Origin of the sequence: Streptomyces poriferorum, assembly GCF_019399235.1 — a bacterium.
Classification (GTDB): domain Bacteria; phylum Actinomycetota; class Actinomycetes; order Streptomycetales; family Streptomycetaceae; genus Streptomyces; species Streptomyces poriferorum.
Window position 1 is genome coordinate 1 of sequence record NZ_JAELVH010000279.1, and the last position, 16,252, is coordinate 16,252.

The 16,252-nt window shown below is 69.8% G+C and carries 14 protein-coding genes; all 14 read right to left on the reverse strand.

What is annotated here, in order from left to right:
- Nucleotides 1–181: 181 nt before the first annotated feature.
- Nucleotides 182–1,333, reverse strand: a complete 1,152-nt coding sequence (locus JGS39_RS32625; RefSeq protein ID WP_219573374.1) for a DivIVA domain-containing protein — start codon at nucleotides 1,331–1,333, stop codon at nucleotides 182–184.
- 49 nt (nucleotides 1,334–1,382) lie between these two features.
- Complete coding sequence (locus JGS39_RS32630) at nucleotides 1,383–1,667, reverse strand: YggT family protein (RefSeq protein ID WP_136328318.1); 285 nt, start codon at nucleotides 1,665–1,667, stop codon at nucleotides 1,383–1,385.
- Between the two features lie 71 nt (nucleotides 1,668–1,738).
- On the reverse strand, nucleotides 1,739–2,350 hold the full coding sequence (locus JGS39_RS32635) for a cell division protein SepF (protein WP_136328319.1): 612 nt from the start codon (nucleotides 2,348–2,350) through the stop codon (nucleotides 1,739–1,741).
- Nucleotides 2,351–2,475: 125 nt separating this feature from the next.
- Nucleotides 2,476–3,195 (reverse strand): YggS family pyridoxal phosphate-dependent enzyme, encoded by a 720-nt coding sequence (locus JGS39_RS32640; RefSeq protein ID WP_219573375.1) that lies wholly within the window; start codon nucleotides 3,193–3,195, stop codon nucleotides 2,476–2,478.
- 3 nt (nucleotides 3,196–3,198) lie between these two features.
- Nucleotides 3,199–3,960: a peptidoglycan editing factor PgeF gene (gene pgeF, locus JGS39_RS32645; protein ID WP_219573376.1), complete on the reverse strand. Its 762-nt coding sequence runs from the start codon at nucleotides 3,958–3,960 to the stop codon at nucleotides 3,199–3,201.
- Nucleotides 3,957–5,171, reverse strand: a complete 1,215-nt coding sequence (ftsZ, locus tag JGS39_RS32650) for a cell division protein FtsZ (protein ID WP_219573377.1) — start codon at nucleotides 5,169–5,171, stop codon at nucleotides 3,957–3,959. The genes pgeF and ftsZ overlap by 4 nt, the downstream gene beginning before the upstream one ends.
- Before the next feature lie 276 nt (nucleotides 5,172–5,447).
- On the reverse strand, nucleotides 5,448–6,242 hold the full coding sequence (locus JGS39_RS32655; protein ID WP_219573378.1) for a cell division protein FtsQ/DivIB: 795 nt from the start codon (nucleotides 6,240–6,242) through the stop codon (nucleotides 5,448–5,450).
- A 50-nt stretch (nucleotides 6,243–6,292) separates the two neighbouring features.
- Nucleotides 6,293–7,387: an undecaprenyldiphospho-muramoylpentapeptide beta-N-acetylglucosaminyltransferase gene (murG, locus tag JGS39_RS32660; RefSeq protein ID WP_148017738.1), complete on the reverse strand. Its 1,095-nt coding sequence runs from the start codon at nucleotides 7,385–7,387 to the stop codon at nucleotides 6,293–6,295.
- 6 nt (nucleotides 7,388–7,393) lie between these two features.
- Nucleotides 7,394–8,836 (reverse strand): putative lipid II flippase FtsW, encoded by a 1,443-nt coding sequence (ftsW, locus tag JGS39_RS32665; protein ID WP_219573379.1) that lies wholly within the window; start codon nucleotides 8,834–8,836, stop codon nucleotides 7,394–7,396.
- 116 nt (nucleotides 8,837–8,952) lie between these two features.
- On the reverse strand, nucleotides 8,953–10,395 hold the full coding sequence (gene murD / locus JGS39_RS32670; protein ID WP_236064031.1) for a UDP-N-acetylmuramoyl-L-alanine--D-glutamate ligase: 1,443 nt from the start codon (nucleotides 10,393–10,395) through the stop codon (nucleotides 8,953–8,955).
- The gene (mraY, locus tag JGS39_RS32675) at nucleotides 10,377–11,447 is read right to left on the reverse strand and encodes a phospho-N-acetylmuramoyl-pentapeptide-transferase (protein WP_219573380.1); all 1,071 of its coding nucleotides are present in this window, start codon (nucleotides 11,445–11,447) and stop codon (nucleotides 10,377–10,379) included. Before mraY ends, murD begins: the two co-directional genes overlap by 19 nt.
- A complete protein-coding gene (locus tag JGS39_RS32680; RefSeq protein WP_219573381.1) occupies nucleotides 11,444–12,850 on the reverse strand; it encodes a UDP-N-acetylmuramoyl-tripeptide--D-alanyl-D-alanine ligase in 1,407 nt (468 codons plus the stop codon). The genes mraY and JGS39_RS32680 overlap by 4 nt, the downstream gene beginning before the upstream one ends.
- Nucleotides 12,851–12,854: 4 nt before the next feature.
- Nucleotides 12,855–14,573 carry a UDP-N-acetylmuramoyl-L-alanyl-D-glutamate--2,6-diaminopimelate ligase gene (locus JGS39_RS32685; protein ID WP_219573382.1) on the reverse strand — a complete coding sequence of 573 codons (1,719 nt, stop codon included), beginning with the start codon at nucleotides 14,571–14,573 and terminating at the stop codon, nucleotides 12,855–12,857.
- Between the two features lie 17 nt (nucleotides 14,574–14,590).
- The coding region (locus tag JGS39_RS32690) for a peptidoglycan D,D-transpeptidase FtsI family protein (RefSeq protein ID WP_219573383.1) at nucleotides 14,591–16,252 on the reverse strand (1,662 nt) is incomplete at its 5' end.

The window sequence follows — 16,252 nt, forward strand, 5'->3', positions numbered from 1 at the left end:
CCGGCGATTGAGGCGCGGCGTCCGGGGCGGAGGCCCGGTTGCGGGAAGGGGCGGGCAGGGGGCAAGCCCCGCGCAGCGGCCCCGGCGGCACGGGCCCACGGAAAAGGGCCGGGCCCCGGGGAATCCCCGGGGCCCGGCCCTCAGCCTGCCGACGGCTACGCGCTCAGCGAGCGCGAACCGCTCAGTTGTCGTCCTCGTCGATCAGGAACCCGCGCATCGGCGAAGGCGCCTGCTGCATCGGCTGCGGCGCCTGCGGCCGCACCGGTGCCATCGGCTGGGTCATCGCCGGCGACATCTGCTGCTGGCCACCGTACGAAGGCCCACCGCCCATGGACGGGTTGCCGCCCATCTGCTGGTTGCCGTGACCGCCGTGGTTGCCGCCCATGGTGTGACCCATGGCACCGGCACCGGCACCGGCCGGAGCCAGCGAGGGCGACGGCGGCAGCGAAGCGGCAGCCGGCGTCCGCGGCGGGGCCAGCGAGTCGTCGGCCTGGGTCTCCAGCTGACGCAGCTGGCTCTCCAGGTAGGACTTCAGACGGGTCCGGTACTCGCGCTCGAAGCCGCGCAAGTCCTCGACCTTGCGCTCCAGCGTCGCGCGGGCCGACTCCAGCGAGCCCATCGCCACGCGGTGCTTCTCCTGCGCGTCCCGCTCCAGCGCGTCCGCCTTGGCACGCGCGTCGCGCTCCAGGCCCTCGGCGCGGCTGCGCGCCTCACCGACGATCTTGTTGGCCTCGGAACGGGCCTCCGCGATCGCCTGGTCGGCGGTCTGCTGCGCCAGGGAGAGGACACGGGCGGCGCTGTCGCCGCCGGGCCCCTGCTGCTGCATCTGCGGCGGCTGCTGCTGCTGCATCTGCTGCATCTGCTGCTGCTGCGGGTTGTGGCCGCCCATGGGGCCACCCATCGGTCCGCCCATGGGACCGCCCTGCATCGGGCCGGGGCCGTGCGGGCCCTGCGGACCGGGGCCGTGCGGACCCTGGGGGCCGTGGCCACTGGGACCGGCCGGCAGCTGAGGAGCACCACCGGGCAGCTGGGGCGGACCCATCTGCGGGGGCTGCTGCTGCTGGACCGGCGGACCAGATATGGCGGCGGGCACAGGCGCACCGGGACGGTCCTGCGGCTCCGGCTTGCGCATACCCTGCTGCTGCTGGTTCTGCGCGGCGGCACGCGTGGCGGCGGCCAGCTTGGCGCGCAGGTCCTCGTTCTCACGGAGCAGGCGGGTCAGCTCGGACTCGACCTCGTCGAGGAAGGCATCAACCTCGTCCTCGTCATAGCCTTCTCGGAGGCGGACCGTCGTGAACTGCTTGTTCCGCACGTCCTCGGGGGTCAGCGGCATCTCTTCTTCACCTCTACGTAGTCGTCGGCAGTCGGCAGGACCGTATCGCTCACAGCCTGGTCACGATGCTGATCAGGATGGAAACGATGATCATCAGAACGAAGAAGGACAGGTCGAGTGCCACGCCCCCGAGACGCAGCGGCGGGATGAACCGCCGCAGGAGCTTCAGCGGTGGATCGGTGACCGTGTAGGTGGCCTCAAGGACGACCACCATCGGCTTGCCCGGCTGCCATGAACGTGCGAACTGGAAGACGTAGTCCATGACCAGCCGGAAGATCAGCACGATGAGGAAACACATCAACGCGATGTAGACAACACTTTGTGCGACGCCCATCCTCGCGCTTCCCTCTCCCCTGGCTCTCGTAGCTCCGGCCTTGCGGCCGGGTCGTTCCCGGTGTCGTGTTCTCAGCTCTGGTTGAAGAATCCGCCCTCTGCGATGCGGGCCTTGTCCTCCGCCGTGACATCGACGTTAGCAGGCGACAACAGGAACACCTTCTGCGTCACTCGTTCAATGCTGCCATGAAGACCGAAGACGAGGCCCGCGGCAAAGTCGACAAGTCGCTTCGCGTCCGTATCGTCCATCTCCGTGAGATTCATGATCACCGGAGTGCCCTCACGGAAGTGTTCCCCGATGGTACGGGCCTCGTTGTAGGTCCTGGGGTGCAGCGTGGTGATGCGGTACGGCTCCCGCTCGGACACGACCTTGGGCATGATCACCGGTGCGTTCTTCTCCATGTTCGGGCGTTCAGGTGTGATGGATGCCACGGGGGCGATTCGGGCGGGTCGCTCTCTCTCCGCCGGAATCTGAACCGGCTCCCGCTGCGCCGGAGGCTGCACCACTCGTACCGGTTCGTCCCGTTCCCGCTCGACCTGATGCGCGGGCTGGTGCCGGCGCCGGTCGCGCTCGGGCTCCGGCTCGGGTTCGAATTCGTCGTCGGGGTCGAACCCCGGGCCGTCGTACCCATCGTCCTCCACGAGGCCGAGGTAGACCGCCATCTTGCGCATCGCGCCGGCCATGCTCTGAGTCCTCCGCTCTGTGGTGGATCGGCATCTGTCACCAAGTGCCCGCGATCCACTGTGGCCTGCCCGCCAGAGGCGGTAATGACCATATTTTCTGCTGTGGTCCGACTTGCTTGGCGACGTTACCCGAGCCCGGGTCGGACTCCGAGTACCGCAGTACCGACGCGCACATGTGTCGCTCCGGCCGCAACCGCGTCCTCGAGGTCCGCACTCATCCCTGCAGAGACCATGTTCGCAGCCGGATGGTTCCCGCGCAGCCGGGATGAGAATTCCATCAGCCGGTCGAACGCCGCGCGTTGCCTGCCGGCGAACGGCCCGGCGAGCGGCGCGACGGTCATCAGACCGTCCAGCCGCAGTCCGGGTGCGGCAGCGACGGCGTCGGCCAACTCCGCGATCCCGTCGGGCGCGACACCGCCGCGCTCCCCCCGCTCCCCGCTCTCCGCGTCGAGCGCGACCTGGATGAGGCACCCGAGTTCGCGCCCGCCGCGGCCGGCCGCGACGGAGAGAGCGGTCACCAGCTTCGTACGGTCCACCGACTGCACGACATCGGCATAACTCGCCACGGATCGGACCTTGTTCGTCTGCAACTGACCGACAAAGTGCCATGTGAGGGACAGATCCGCACATTCGGTGGCCTTGGGGGCCGCGTCCTGGTCACGATTCTCCGCGACATGGCGCACACCGAGTTCGTTCAGGACCCGCACATCACTCGCGGGGTAGGTCTTGGTGACCACGATGAGGGTCACCTCTTCCCGTTTGCGACCGGCGGCCGCACAGGCGGAAACAATGCGTTCCTCCACCTGCGCGAGATTTGCTGTGAGTTGTGCCTTACGCTCCGTCATGCCCTATCCGTCCAGCCAGACATATCCGGCGAGCCGCCCGGTGGTGCGGTCGCGTCGGTACGAGAAGTGATCGCCCGATTCGAGGGTGCAGAAGGCCGAGGTCTGCCGGTCGGTGACGCCGAGGTCCGCCAGTTGTGCGTGGACTCCGGCAGTGACGTCCACCGCCGGGGTGCCCCAACTGGTCTCGGACCACGAGGCGGGAACGACCGCCGCGACCTCGTCCCGCATTCCGGCCGGCACCTCGTAGCACCGGCCACAGACGGCCGGCCCGGTGCGGGCGGTGATCCGGGAGGGTTCCGCGCCGAGCGAGACCATGGCCGCGACCGCGGCGGGTACGACTCCCGCGACCAGACCGGGACGGCCCGCATGTGCTGCTGCGACGATTCCGGCGACCGGATCGGCAAGCAGTACGGGGGTGCAGTCGGCGGTGAGGACGGCGAGCGGGAGTCCGCGTCGCGCGGTCACCACCGCGTCCACGGCGGGAATCTCGCGGGTGTCACCCCAGGGTCCTTCGACGACGGCGACGTCCCGGCCGTGCACCTGGTTCATCCAGACGACCTGCGCCGGATCGAATCCGCGGGCCCGGGCGGCCCGCTCCCGGTTGGCCAGGACGGCGGCGGGGTCGTCACCGACCGCACCGCCGAGATTGAGCTCCGCGTACGGAGCGGCGCTCACCCCGCCCCACCTGTCGGTGAAGGAGAAGTGAGCGCCGCCGTCCGAAGAAACAGAATCCTTGTGACTCACTGCGTGTTGCGGACCTATCACTTCAAGAAGTCCGGAACGTCCAGCTCTTCGGCCTGGGAGTCCTGGTAGGGACGGGCCGGCGGGACGTGCGGCGGGGCGACCGGCGGAAGGTGGCTCTCGTGCGCCACCGGAACCGGCTCGGCCTGGACCGGGGGCTCCTCGCGCGTGGGCACGGAACCCAGTCCGCTGTTCTGGCGCACGGGCTCGGCGGCCCGGACCGGCGGAGCCGACTCCTCGCGCTTGGCCGAGTTCGCGCCCAGGACGTTCTCCCGGCGGGCCGGGGGCTGTCCGCCGTCGAATCCCGCCGCGATCACGGTGACCCGTACCTCGTCGCCCAGCGCGTCGTCGATGACCGCGCCGAAGATGATGTTCGCCTCGGGGTGCGCCGCCTCGCTCACCAGCTGCGCTGCCTCGTTGATCTCGAAGAGACCGAGGTCGCTGCCGCCGGAGATGGAGAGCAGGACACCGCGGGCGCCGTCGATGGACGCCTCCAGGAGCGGCGAGGAGATCGCCATCTCCGCGGCGGCCACCGCGCGGTCGTCGCCGCGGGCCGAGCCGATGCCCATGAGTGCCGATCCGGCCTCGGACATGACCGACTTGACGTCGGCGAAGTCGAGGTTGATCAGACCCGGGGTGGTGATGAGGTCGGTGATGCCCTGGACGCCCGAGAGCAGTACCTGGTCGGCCGACTTGAACGCGTCGAGCACGCTGACCTGGCGGTCCGAGATGGACAGCAACCGGTCGTTGGGAATGACGATGAGGGTGTCGACCTCTTCGCGGAGTTCGGCGATGCCGTCCTCCGCCTGGTTCGCGCGACGCCGGCCCTCGAAGGTGAACGGCCGGGTGACCACACCGATCGTCAGGGCGCCGAGCGAGCGCGCGATGTTGGCGACGACGGGTGCGCCACCGGTGCCGGTGCCGCCGCCTTCTCCTGCGGTGACGAAGACCATGTCGGCCCCCTTGAGGACCTCCTCGATCTCTTCACGGTGGTCCTCTGCCGCCTTACGACCGACGGCCGGGTTCGCCCCGGCGCCGAGGCCGCGGGTGAGTTCACGGCCGACGTCGAGCTTGACGTCGGCGTCGCTCATCAACAGGGCTTGCGCATCCGTGTTGATCGCGATGAACTCGACGCCCTTGAGACCGACCTCGATCATTCGGTTGATGGCATTGACACCACCGCCGCCGACACCGATGACCTTGATGACTGCGAGGTAGTTCTGCGGTGCTGCCACGTCGAAGGCCTCTCGCCTCGAGTTACATGTCGTCGCTTGGCGGTAGTCCCGCCGCGACGACGGATGCCGATTGGGACGGTCCGAACGCCGACCCAAACCCTAACCTTGAAGTTTAGGGTTACCAGTGTGTCTGCTTCATGGACTCTTCCGAACAGGACACTAAGTCGACAAGTGGCGCACGTTCAACGAACACGCCGAACCTCCCGTTTTTCTTTTCACCCTATGTGATCACCCGTAGCGCTGACCAACCAGGGTGCTGGCCAGGCCAAATGTGCGTCAACTACCCGACACTGCCGGAGCGGTGGGCGCACTCACGTCGAAGTGTCCTGCTTTGGGAGCAGCTTTCATGAGAGCGGTGAGGACTTTCGCCTTCACCACACCTTCTTCACTGCTCCCCCAGATCACGGTGCGGTTCCCGGTGAGTCCCAGGGAGACCGAATCGTACGAGATGACTCGCACGACCCTCGTTTCCCCGGCGACCCCGTCCGGAAGATCGCCCGCCACCCGGACCGCTTCCCGCACCAGTCGCTCGCTGCCGAACCGGCGCTGGCTCGCGGACCGGCCGGGTGTCAGTTCCAGCAGGGGTACCTGCCCGGGAGCCTTGTCCACCGTCGCGAAGCGCACGCCCTCGGCGTCCACTTCGATGAACTTCGCGCCCTTCTTCACCAACAGAACCGGCTGTCGTTCGGTCACTTTAAGTCCGATGCCGTGCGGCCATGACCGTACGACATCCACCGAGTCGATACGAGGCAACTTCTGGCGCAACCGCTCGGCGACGGCGTCCGTGTCGACGGAGATCAGCGGGGCACCCATCGGCACCGCCGCGGCGGCCTCCACCTCGGCGGGTGTCAGCACGTCGACGCCGGTGATCCGGACCTGCTCGGCGCGGAGCCAGGAGGAGCCGTAGAGCGCCCAGACGGCGCCGGAGCCGAGCAGCAGCACGGCCGCGGCGATCACGATCAGGAGCGTGCGCCGGGACATCCGGTGCCCCTGGACCCGTGGGCGCGGTGAGCGGTCCCGGGTCTCCTTCTGCTGCCCTGTACCGCGCTGGGCGGTCGTCGGTCCGGCCACGCTCGCTCCTTATGCCGGGTCCGGGGGCGCCGCCCCCGGACCCGTCCGCCTCACGCGCCTCGGCGTGCGGCGATCGCCTCGTACACCATGCCGACCAGCAGATCGTCGGCGTCCCGGCGGCCGAACTCGGCGGCGGCTCGGGACATTTCGTACAGCCGGTGCGGATCCGACAGCACCGGAAGGACGTTGCCCTGCACCCACTCGGGGGTGAGCGCCGCGTCGTCCACCAGCAGTCCGCCGCCGGCGTTGACCACCGGCTGGGCGTTGAGCCGCTGTTCGCCGTTGCCGATCGGCAACGGGACGTAGGCGGCGGGCAGCCCGACGGCGGAGAGTTCGGCGACGGTCATCGCGCCCGCGCGGCAGAGCATCATGTCGGCCGCGGCGTACGCGAGGTCCATCCGGTCCACGTACGGTACCGGGATGTAGGGCGGCATCCCGGGCATGTTGTCGACGCGCGGCATTTCGTTCTTCGGGCCGACCACGTGCAGGATCTGGATTCCGGAGCGCTGGAGCAGCGGTGCGACGCGCTGGACCACCTCGTTGAGGTGGCGGGCGCCCTGCGAGCCGCCGGAGACCAGCAGCGTCGGCAGGTTCGGGTCGAGCCCGAAGGCGGCACGCGCCTCGGGACGGACCCGGGCCCGGTCCAGGGTCGCGATGGTGCGGCGCAGCGGGATGCCGATGTAGCGGGCACCACGGAGCTTGCTGTCGGGGGTGGAGACGGCGACCCCGTGCGCGTACCGCGAACCGATCTTGTTGGCCAGGCCCGGCCGGGCGTTGGCCTCGTGGACCACGATCGGCACTCCGGCGCGCTTGGCCGCGAGATAGCCGGGCAGCGCCACGTAGCCGCCGAAGCCGACCACACAGTCCGCCTTGGTGCGTTCCAGGATCTGCTCGGCGGCCTTGATGGTGCCGCGCAGCCTGCCCGGGACGGTGATGAGTTCAGGGGTGGGTTTGCGCGGCAGCGGTACGGCCGGGATCAGGGCGAGTTCGTACCCCCGCTCGGGTACGAGCCTGGTCTCGAGTCCGCGCTCCGTGCCGAGAGCGGTGATTCCCACGCTCGGGTCCTGCCTCCGCAGTGCGTCCGCGAGGGCAAGCGCGGGCTCGATGTGGCCGGCGGTCCCCCCACCGGCGAGTACGACATGCACCGAAATTCACCGCTCTCCGGACGGACGCTTCTTGACGCGCCGTCTCATCGTCTTCCATCTCACCCCGGGCCTCCGCATGGCCAGGGCCGCCTTCGCCGCCGGATCCGCTCGCGCGAACGCGATCAGCAGCCCGACGGCGAACATGGTCGGCAGCAGGGCCGACCCCCCGTAGGAGAACAGCGGGAGCGGGACACCGGCGATCGGCAGCAGGCCGAGCACCGCACCGATGTTGATCACGGCCTGGGCCGTGATCCAGGTGGTCACACCTCCCGCTGCGTACCTCACGAAGGGGTCCTCCGTGCGTCCGGCCACGCGGATACCCGCATAGCCTAGAGCCGCGAACAGGGCGAGTACCGACAGCGTCCCCGCCAACCCGAGTTCCTCCCCGGTGATGGCGAAGATGAAGTCGGTGTGTGGTTCGGGCAGTTGACCCCATTTTTCCACACTTGCACCGAGCCCGGATCCGAACCATCCACCGGACGCCAGAGCGTAGATACCGTGCACGGCCTGCCAGCACGAGCCGCCGGGGCCCGGTTCGCTGGCCCCCATGCAGTCCAGGCGGGACATCCGGTTCGGGCTGGTCTTGATCAGCAGGAAGGCGATCAGGCCGGCGGAGGCGAGCACTCCGGCGAACAGCCGGGTCGGGGCTCCGGCCAGCCAGAGCAGTCCGAACAGGATGGCCGTGAGAATGATCGCAGTGCCCATGTCACCGCCGAGCATGATCAGCCCGAGCAGCATGAAGGCGACCGGGACCAGGGGCACGAGCATGTGCTTCCACTGGGTCAGCAGCCGTTTGTCCTGTTTGCGGGCGAGCAGGTCGGCCCCCCACAGGACGAGGGCCAGCTTGCCGAACTCGCTGGGCTGGAGCTGGAAGGGGCCGCCCAGGTAGAGCCAGTTCCGGTTGCCGTTGACCGACATCCCTATCCCCGGCACCTGGACCAGCACCATCAGGAAGACGGCGCCCATCAGCAGGGGGTAGGACAGGGCCCGGTGCAGCTTCACGGGCATCCGGGCGGCGGCCGCCATCAGTCCGGCCCCGATGACGGCGGCGAGGAACTGCTTGCGGAAGAAGTACGTGCCCGGCTTGTCGAGCTCCAGCGCCTTGATCATCGAGGCCGAGTAGACCATCACCAGGCCGAGCACGGTGATGAGCAGTCCGGCGCCCAGGATCAGGTAGTACGCGGTCAGCGGGCGGTCCCACGCCCGGCGCGCCTGCTCGTACAGGCGCCGCGCTCCCCCGCCCCGGGGCGAACGGGGCCCGCCGGAGGTCCTGGAGCGCGCCACGGGGGGCCGTCGGGAGCCGGCGGCCGGCCTGACGCGCAGCGCGAGTCCGGCGGGGAGCGGTGCGCCCCCGGCGGCGAGGAGGGGTGGATGGAGCGCCCGGCTGATCGCGGAGCTCGCCCGTGAGCGGTCCCCGCGGCGTGCGGCAGAGCTCTCTTCGGCCGGCATGGTCCCTGTCCCCTCCACTGCTCGTGCCCGGGGCTTCGGTGCCGGGGCCCCGGGCCCCCGGTACAGCCGTACGTACCCGGGTGCTCCGGGACCGTACGGCGCGGAGGCCGGGCCCGTCAGGCGCTCTCGGCGGCGAGCGTGCGGACGGCGTCCGCGAAGGCCTCGCCCCGCTTGTTGTAATTGACGAACATGTCCATCGAGGCGCAGGCGGGAGCCATCAGTACGGTGTCTCCCGGCCGGGCGAGCCGTGCCGCCTCGCGGACCGCCTCGTACATCGCCCCAGTGTCGGTCCGGTCGAGGTCGGTCACCGGGACCTCGGGCGCGTGTCGCGTGAGGGCTTCGCGGATGACGGCCCGGTCGGCGCCCATCAGCACGACGCCCCGCAGACGTCCCGCGCACCCGGTCACCAGCTCGTCGAAGGTGGCGCCCTTGGCCAGTCCGCCGGCGATCCAGACGATCGGGTCGTAGGCGGCCAGGGAGGCCTCGGCGGCGTGGGTGTTGGTGGCCTTGGAGTCGTCGATGTACGCCACCCCTGCGACGTCCGCGACGTGCTCGATGCGGTGCGGGTCGGGGCGGAAGGCGCGCAGCCCGTCGCGGACGGCGGCGGGCTCCACGCCGAAGGCGCGGGCCAGTGCCGCGGCCGCGAGGGCGTTGGCGATGTTGTGCGGGGCGGGCGGGTTGACGTCCGCGACCTCGGCGAGCTCCTGGGCGTTCTTCTGCCGGTTCGTCACGAAGGCGCGGTCGACGAGGATGCCGTCGACGACCCCGAGCTGGGAGGGCCCGGGAGTGCCGAGGGTGAAGCCGATCGCCCGGCAGCCCTCCTCGACGTCCGCCTCGCGCACCAGGTCCTCGGTGGCGGGGTCCGCCACGTTGTAGACGCAGGCGACGGTGTTGCCCTCGTAGATCCGGCCCTTGTCGGCGACGTACGCCTCCATGGAGCCGTGCCAGTCCAGGTGGTCGGGTGCCAGGTTGAGGACGGCCGCGGAGTGGGCGCGCAGCGAGGGCGACCAGTGCAGCTGGTAGCTGGAGAGCTCGACGGCCAGGACGTCGTACGTCTCCTCGCCGAGGACCGCGTCCAGGAGCGAGACCCCGATGTTGCCGACGGCGGCGGTGCGCAGCCCGGCGGCCTCCAGGATCGAGGCGAGCATCCGTACGGTCGTGGTCTTGCCGTTGGTGCCGGTGACCGCGAGCCAGGGTGCTGGTTCGCGGCCGTCCCTGCCGCGCAGCCGCCAGGCGAGTTCGACGTCGCCCCAGACCGGGACGCCCGCCTCGGCGGCCGCGGTGAAGAGCGGCTTGTCGGGCTTCCAGCCCGGGGTGGTGACGATGAGCTCGGTGGACTCCGGCAGGGTGGCCCCGTCGCCGAGGCGCACGGCGATGCCCTGCGCCTCCAGCTCCGCGGCCTGACCGCGGGAGCGCTCGTCGTCCCCGTCGTTGACGACGGTGACGACGGCGCCGAGGCCGTGCAGCACCCGGGCCGCCGGGATCCCGGAGACTCCGAGTCCGGCGACCGTGACGTGCTTGCCCTGCCAGTCCACGTTGCTCACTTCTTGGCTGCCCATCCTGCGTAGAAGAGGCCGAGGCCGACGATCACGCACATGCCCTGGATGATCCAGAAGCGGACCACGACAAGGACTTCGGACCACCCCTTGAGTTCGAAGTGGTGCTGGAGCGGTGCCATCCGGAAGACGCGCTTGCCGGTCATCTTGAACGAGCCGACCTGGATGACGACGGACATCGTGATCATCACGAAGAGGCCGCCGAGCACTGCCATCAGGAACTCGGTACGGGAGCAGATCGCCAGTCCGGCGAGCGCGCCGCCGAGGGCCAGCGAACCGGTGTCACCCATGAAGATCTTGGCGGGCGAGGTGTTCCACCACAGGAAGCCGAAGCAGGAACCCATGAGTGCGGAGGCGACGACCGCGAGGTCGAGCGGATCTCGCACCACGAAGCAGGCGCTCGGATTGGTGAGGGTGGCCGCGTTGGCGCAGGACTCCTGGAACTGCCAGAGCCCGATGAACGTGTACGCGCCGAAGACCATCACCGACGCGCCGGTGGCCAGGCCGTCCAGACCGTCCGTCAGGTTCACGCCGTTGGACATGGCGAGAATCATGAAGAGCGCCCAGACCACGAACAGCACCGGGCCGATCGACCAGCCGAAGTCCTCGACGAACGAGAGCTTGGTGGAGGCGGGGGTGTTGCCGCGGGCGTCGGCGAACTGGAGCGAGAGCACCGCGAAGGCGATGCCGACGATCAGCTGGCCGGCCATCTTGGCCTTGGCCCGCAGGCCCAGCGAACGCTGCTTGACGATCTTGATGTAGTCGTCGAGGAAGCCGACGATTCCCATGCCGGTCATCAGGAAGAGGACCAGTACGCCGGAGAAGCGCATGTCCTCGCCGGTGATCACCTTGGCCAGGACGTACGCGATGATCGTCGCCAGGATGAAGGCGATGCCGCCCATGGTGGGCGTGCCCTTCTTCGATCCGTGGCTGCGCGGACCGTCGTCCCGGATGAACTGCCCGTATCCCTTGCGGGCCAGCAGCTTGATGAGCAGCGGGGTACCGACCAGGGTCAGGAAGAGCCCGATGGCCCCTGCGAAGAGGATCTGCCTCATCGGGCGGCGACCTCGCCCTCGGTCGCGTTCCCCAGCAGTGCCGTAACGACCTGCTCCAGGCCGACCGACCGGGACGCCTTCACCAGCACGACGTCTCCCGGGCGCAGTTCACTGCGCAACAGGTCGACGGCAGCCTGTGCGTCGGACACATGCACCGACTCCTCACCCCACGAACCCTCGTTGTATGCGCCCAGTTGCAGCCAGGAGGCTTCTCTGCCCCCGACCGCGACGAGCTTGCTGACGTTGAGCCGGACGACAAGCCGTCCGACCGCGTCGTGCTCGGTGAGCGAGGCGTCGCCGAGCTCGGCCATCTGGCCGAGCACCGCCCACGTACGACGCCCCTTCCCCATGGCGGCCAGCGCGCGCAGCGCGGCCTTCATGGATTCGGGGTTGGCGTTGTAGGCGTCATTGACGAACGTCACGCCGTCCGGACGCTCGGTGACCTCCATGCGCCAGCGGGAGAGGGTGCCCGACTCGGAGAGCGCCACGGCGATCTCGTCTGCGGACAGGCCCAGCTCATGGGCGACGGCGGCCGCGGCGAGCGCGTTCGACACGTGGTGCTCACCGTACAGGCGCATGGTCACGTCACTGCACCCGGTGGGTGTGTGAAGCCTGAACGAGGGGCGGCCGTCCTCGGTGAGACGGACGTTCTCACCCCGTACGTCCGCATCCGCGGCTTCGCCGAAGAGCAGTACCCGGGCCTTGGTCCGGGAGGTCATGGCGCGAACGAGCGGGTCGTCGGCGTTGAGGACGGCGAGGCCGTCCTCGGGGAGGGACTCGACCATCTCGCCCTTGGCCTGAGCGATCTGCTCCTTCCCGCCGAACTCGCCGATGTGGGCGCTGCCGACGTTGAGGACGAGGCCGATGCGCGGCGGGACGAGTCCGGTGAGGTAGCAGATGTCGCCGATGTAGCGGGCACCCATTTCGAGGACCAGGTGCTGGGTCTCCTCGGTGGCGCGCAGTGCGGTGAGCGGCAGACCGATCTCGTTGTTGAGGTTGCCGGCCGGGTAGACGGTCGGGCCCTTGCGCTCCAGGAGCTGGGCGATCAGGTCCTTGGTGGAGGTCTTGCCGGCCGATCCGGTGAGGGCGACGACGGTGGTGCCGAGGCGGCCGACGACGGTGCGGGCGAGCGCGCCGAGCGCCGCCACCACGTCGTCCACGACGATCGCGGGAACGCCGACGGGGCGGGCGGCCAGGACGACTGCCGCGCCCGCCTCGACGGCGCGCTGCGCGTAGTCGTGGCCGTCGACGCGTTCGCCGGCGAACGCGACGAAGAGGCTGCCTTGCTTCACCTCCCGGGAGTCGATCACGACGGGCCCGCTGACGGTTACGGCCGGATCCGGTATGTCGTACGACTGCCCGCCGACGATTTCGGCGATCTCGGCGAGGGAAAGGGCGATCACTTGGTCATCCCTGACTGTTGTTCTCGTGGGTGGGGGCACGGTGGGTGGCGTTCTCGTGTCCCAGGGACCGCTCGATGGCCTTGCGCAGGACCACCCGGTCGTCGAAGGGGCGCACCACTCCGTGGACGTCCTGGCCCTGCTCGTGCCCCTTGCCGGCGATCAGCACGGTGTCCCCGGGGCCTGCGCGTCCGACGGCGGCCGCGATGGCGGCGGCCCGGTCGGCGTCGACCAGGACGTCACCGCGTTCGTGCACGGGCACTTCGGCGGCACCGGCGAGCATGGCGGCGAGGATGCCGAGGGGGTCCTCGGAGCGGGGGTTGTCCGAGGTCAGTACGGCGGTGTCGGCGAGCCGGGCCGCTGCCGCGCCCATCGGGCCGCGTTTGGTGGTGTCGCGGTCGCCGCCGCAGCCGAGGACGATGTGCACCTTGCCCTCGGTGACCTTCTGCAGGGAGCGCAGCACCGACTCGACGGCGTCGGTCTTGTGCGCGTAGTCGACGAGTGCGAGGTACGGCTGTCCGGCGTCGACCCGCTCCAGCCGGCCGGGCACCCCGGGCACCGCGGCGACGCCGTCGGCGGCGGTCTGGAGGTCGATGCCCGCGACGGCGAGGGTGACGATCGCGGCGAGGGTGTTGGCGACGTTGAACGGGCCGGGCAGCGGCGCCTCGGCGGCGGCCCGCTCGCCCTTGGGCCCGACGACGGTGAAGGTGGAGCCGAGCTGGCCCACCTCGACGTCCTCGGCACGCCAGTCGGCGTCCGGGTGGCCCTCGGCGGAGAAGGTGGTGACCGGAACGGAGGCTTCGGTGATCAGACGGCGGCCGTACTCGTCGTCGTAGTTGACGACACCCTGCCTGCTGCGCTGCGGGGTGAACAGCCGCGCCTTGGCCTGGAAGTAGTCCTCCATGCCGGAGTGGAACTCCATGTGTTCCGGGCTGAGGTTGTTGAAGACCGCGACGTCGAAGACGCAGCCGTCGACCCGGCCGAGCACCAGGGCATGGCTGGAGACCTCCATCGTCACCGCGTCGGCGCCGCGTTCGCGCATGACGGCGAACAAGGCCTGCAGGTCGGTGGCTTCGGGGGTGGTGCGCTCCGACTTGATGCGCTCGTCGCCGATCCGCATCTCCACGGTGCCGATGAGACCGGTGGCGCGTCCGGCGCCGCGGAAGCCGCCCTCGACGAGGTAGGCCGTCGTGGTCTTGCCGGAGGTGCCGGTGATTCCGATCTGGAGCAGGCCGGTACCGGGGTGGCCGTAGATCTCGGCGGCGAGTTCGCCCATCCGGCCCCGCGGGTCCTCGACGACCAGCACCGGGAGTCCGGTGGCGGCGGCGCGTTCGGCGCCCGCCGGGTCGGTGAGGATCGCGGCGGCGCCGAGACCGGCGGCCTGGGCGGTGAAGTCGGCACCGTGCAGACGGGCACCGGGCAGGGCCGCGTAGACGTCCCCGGGACGCACGGCCCGGGAGTCGTGCGTGATGCCGGTGACTTCGCCGTCGCCCGGCGGTTCGACTCCCAGCCGGGCCGCCAGCGTGACCAGGGAAATCGGCCGCAGCCGATCCGGGCGGGGCGCTCCCGGGTAGTTCACAGGGGCGTCCTTCTGGATGGTTCGGGACTGTTCAGCGTGGGGCACGGCGGTGAGCGTACCGGGCACACCCGGCCTCTCGCGAAGTGAGGGGGCGGGGGTGCGGTGGTTCCCGTTCCGGTTCCCTGGATCGGGGGTGATGGTTGTCACTGAGGGTCTCCCCGAGTTCACTCGCCGGGTTTGAAGGACACCGGCAGCCGGGCCGGCTCGCTGCCGGAGGGTGCGGTCTGCAGCGTCTTCAGCGCGAATTCCATGACCTGCTTGTAGATGGGCCCGCAGATCTGGCCGCCGAAGTAGCTGCCCTTGGTGGGGTTCTGAACGGCGCAGTAGACGGTGATCTGAGGGTTGTCGGCGGGGGCGAAACCGGCGAAGGAGGCGGTGTAGCCGTGATAGCCGCCGCGTACCGGATCGACTCGGTTGGCCGTACCGGTCTTGCCCGCGACGCGGTAGCCGGGGATCTTGGCCTTCGTTCCGGTGCCCTCCTCGTCACCGACGACCGACTCCAGCATGCTGGCCAGGGTCTTGGCCGTCTTCTCGCTCACCACCCTGGTCTGTTCGGGTGCCTCGACGGGGGTGAAGCGGCCGTCTGCGCCCTTGGTGCCGCGGACGAGGGTCGGCTCGACACGGACCCCGCCGTTGGCGATCGTCGAGTAGATCGAGGCGGCCTGCATGGCGTTGAGCGAGAGTCCCTGGCCGAACGGGATCGTGTACTGCTGCGAGGTCGACCAGTCCTGGGGCTTGGCGAGGATGCCGGCGGTCTCGCCCGGGTAGCCGAGTCCGGTCGGTGAGCCGATGCCGAATTTGCGCAGGTAGTCGTAGAGCACCTTGTTGGACTGGGCCTGGGTCCTGCCCAGCTGTCCGGTGGCCAGGATGGTGCCGATGTTGCTGGACTTGGCGAGTACGCCGTTGAGCGTGAGGTACCAGGTCGGGTGGTCGATGTCGTCCTTGAAGAGCCGGTCACCGCGGTGCAGGCGGTTGGGGACCGTGACGTGGGTGCCCGGGGTGGCGACACCCTCCTCCAGCACGGCGGCCATCGACATGACCTTGCTGGTGGAGCCGGGCTCGTACACGTCCTGGAGCGCCGCGTTGCCCAGCGAGGCGGCGTCGGCCTGCGAAAGGTCGTTGGGGTCGAAGCCCGGCGCGTTGGCCATGGCGAGGACCTCGCCGGTGCGGGTGTTCTGCACGACGACGTAGCCGCGGTCGGCCTTGGACTTCGCCACCTGGTCGGAGATGGCCTTCTGGGCCGCCCACTGGATGTCGCGGTCGATGGTCAGCTCGATGTCGGAGCCGGCGACGGCGGGCACCTCCTTGGTGCCCGCGGTGGGCACCCGGCGACCGCCGGACTGGGCGTACTTGATCGTGCCGTCCTCGCCCGCGAGTTCCTTGTCCAGCTTCGATTCGAGGCCGCCCGCGCCCTTGCCCTCGGCGTTGACGTAACCCAGTATCCCGGCGGCGAGGCCGCCGTTGGGGTAGACGCGCTTGGTGGTCGACTCCTGGAAGACGCCGGCCAGCACATTGGCACCGGCGCCGCCGGCCACCTTGTCCTTCTGGGCCTTCTCGGCGAAGACGGACTTGAGGTCCTTGATCTGCGTCCAGACCTGCGGGGTCTGTCTGCGGGCCAGCACCGTGTAGCGGCTCTTGGGCTTGGACAGCTTCTTGGTCAGAACGGCCGCGTCGACGCCGAGGATCGGCGCCAGGAGGGCGGCGGCCTGCTGGGGCGCGTCGGGCGCCTTGCTGTCCTCGGGAGTGAACATCTTGGGGTCGGCGGTGATGTCGTACGCGTCGACGCTGGTGGCCAGCGCGATGCCGCCGCGGTCGGTGATCTCGCC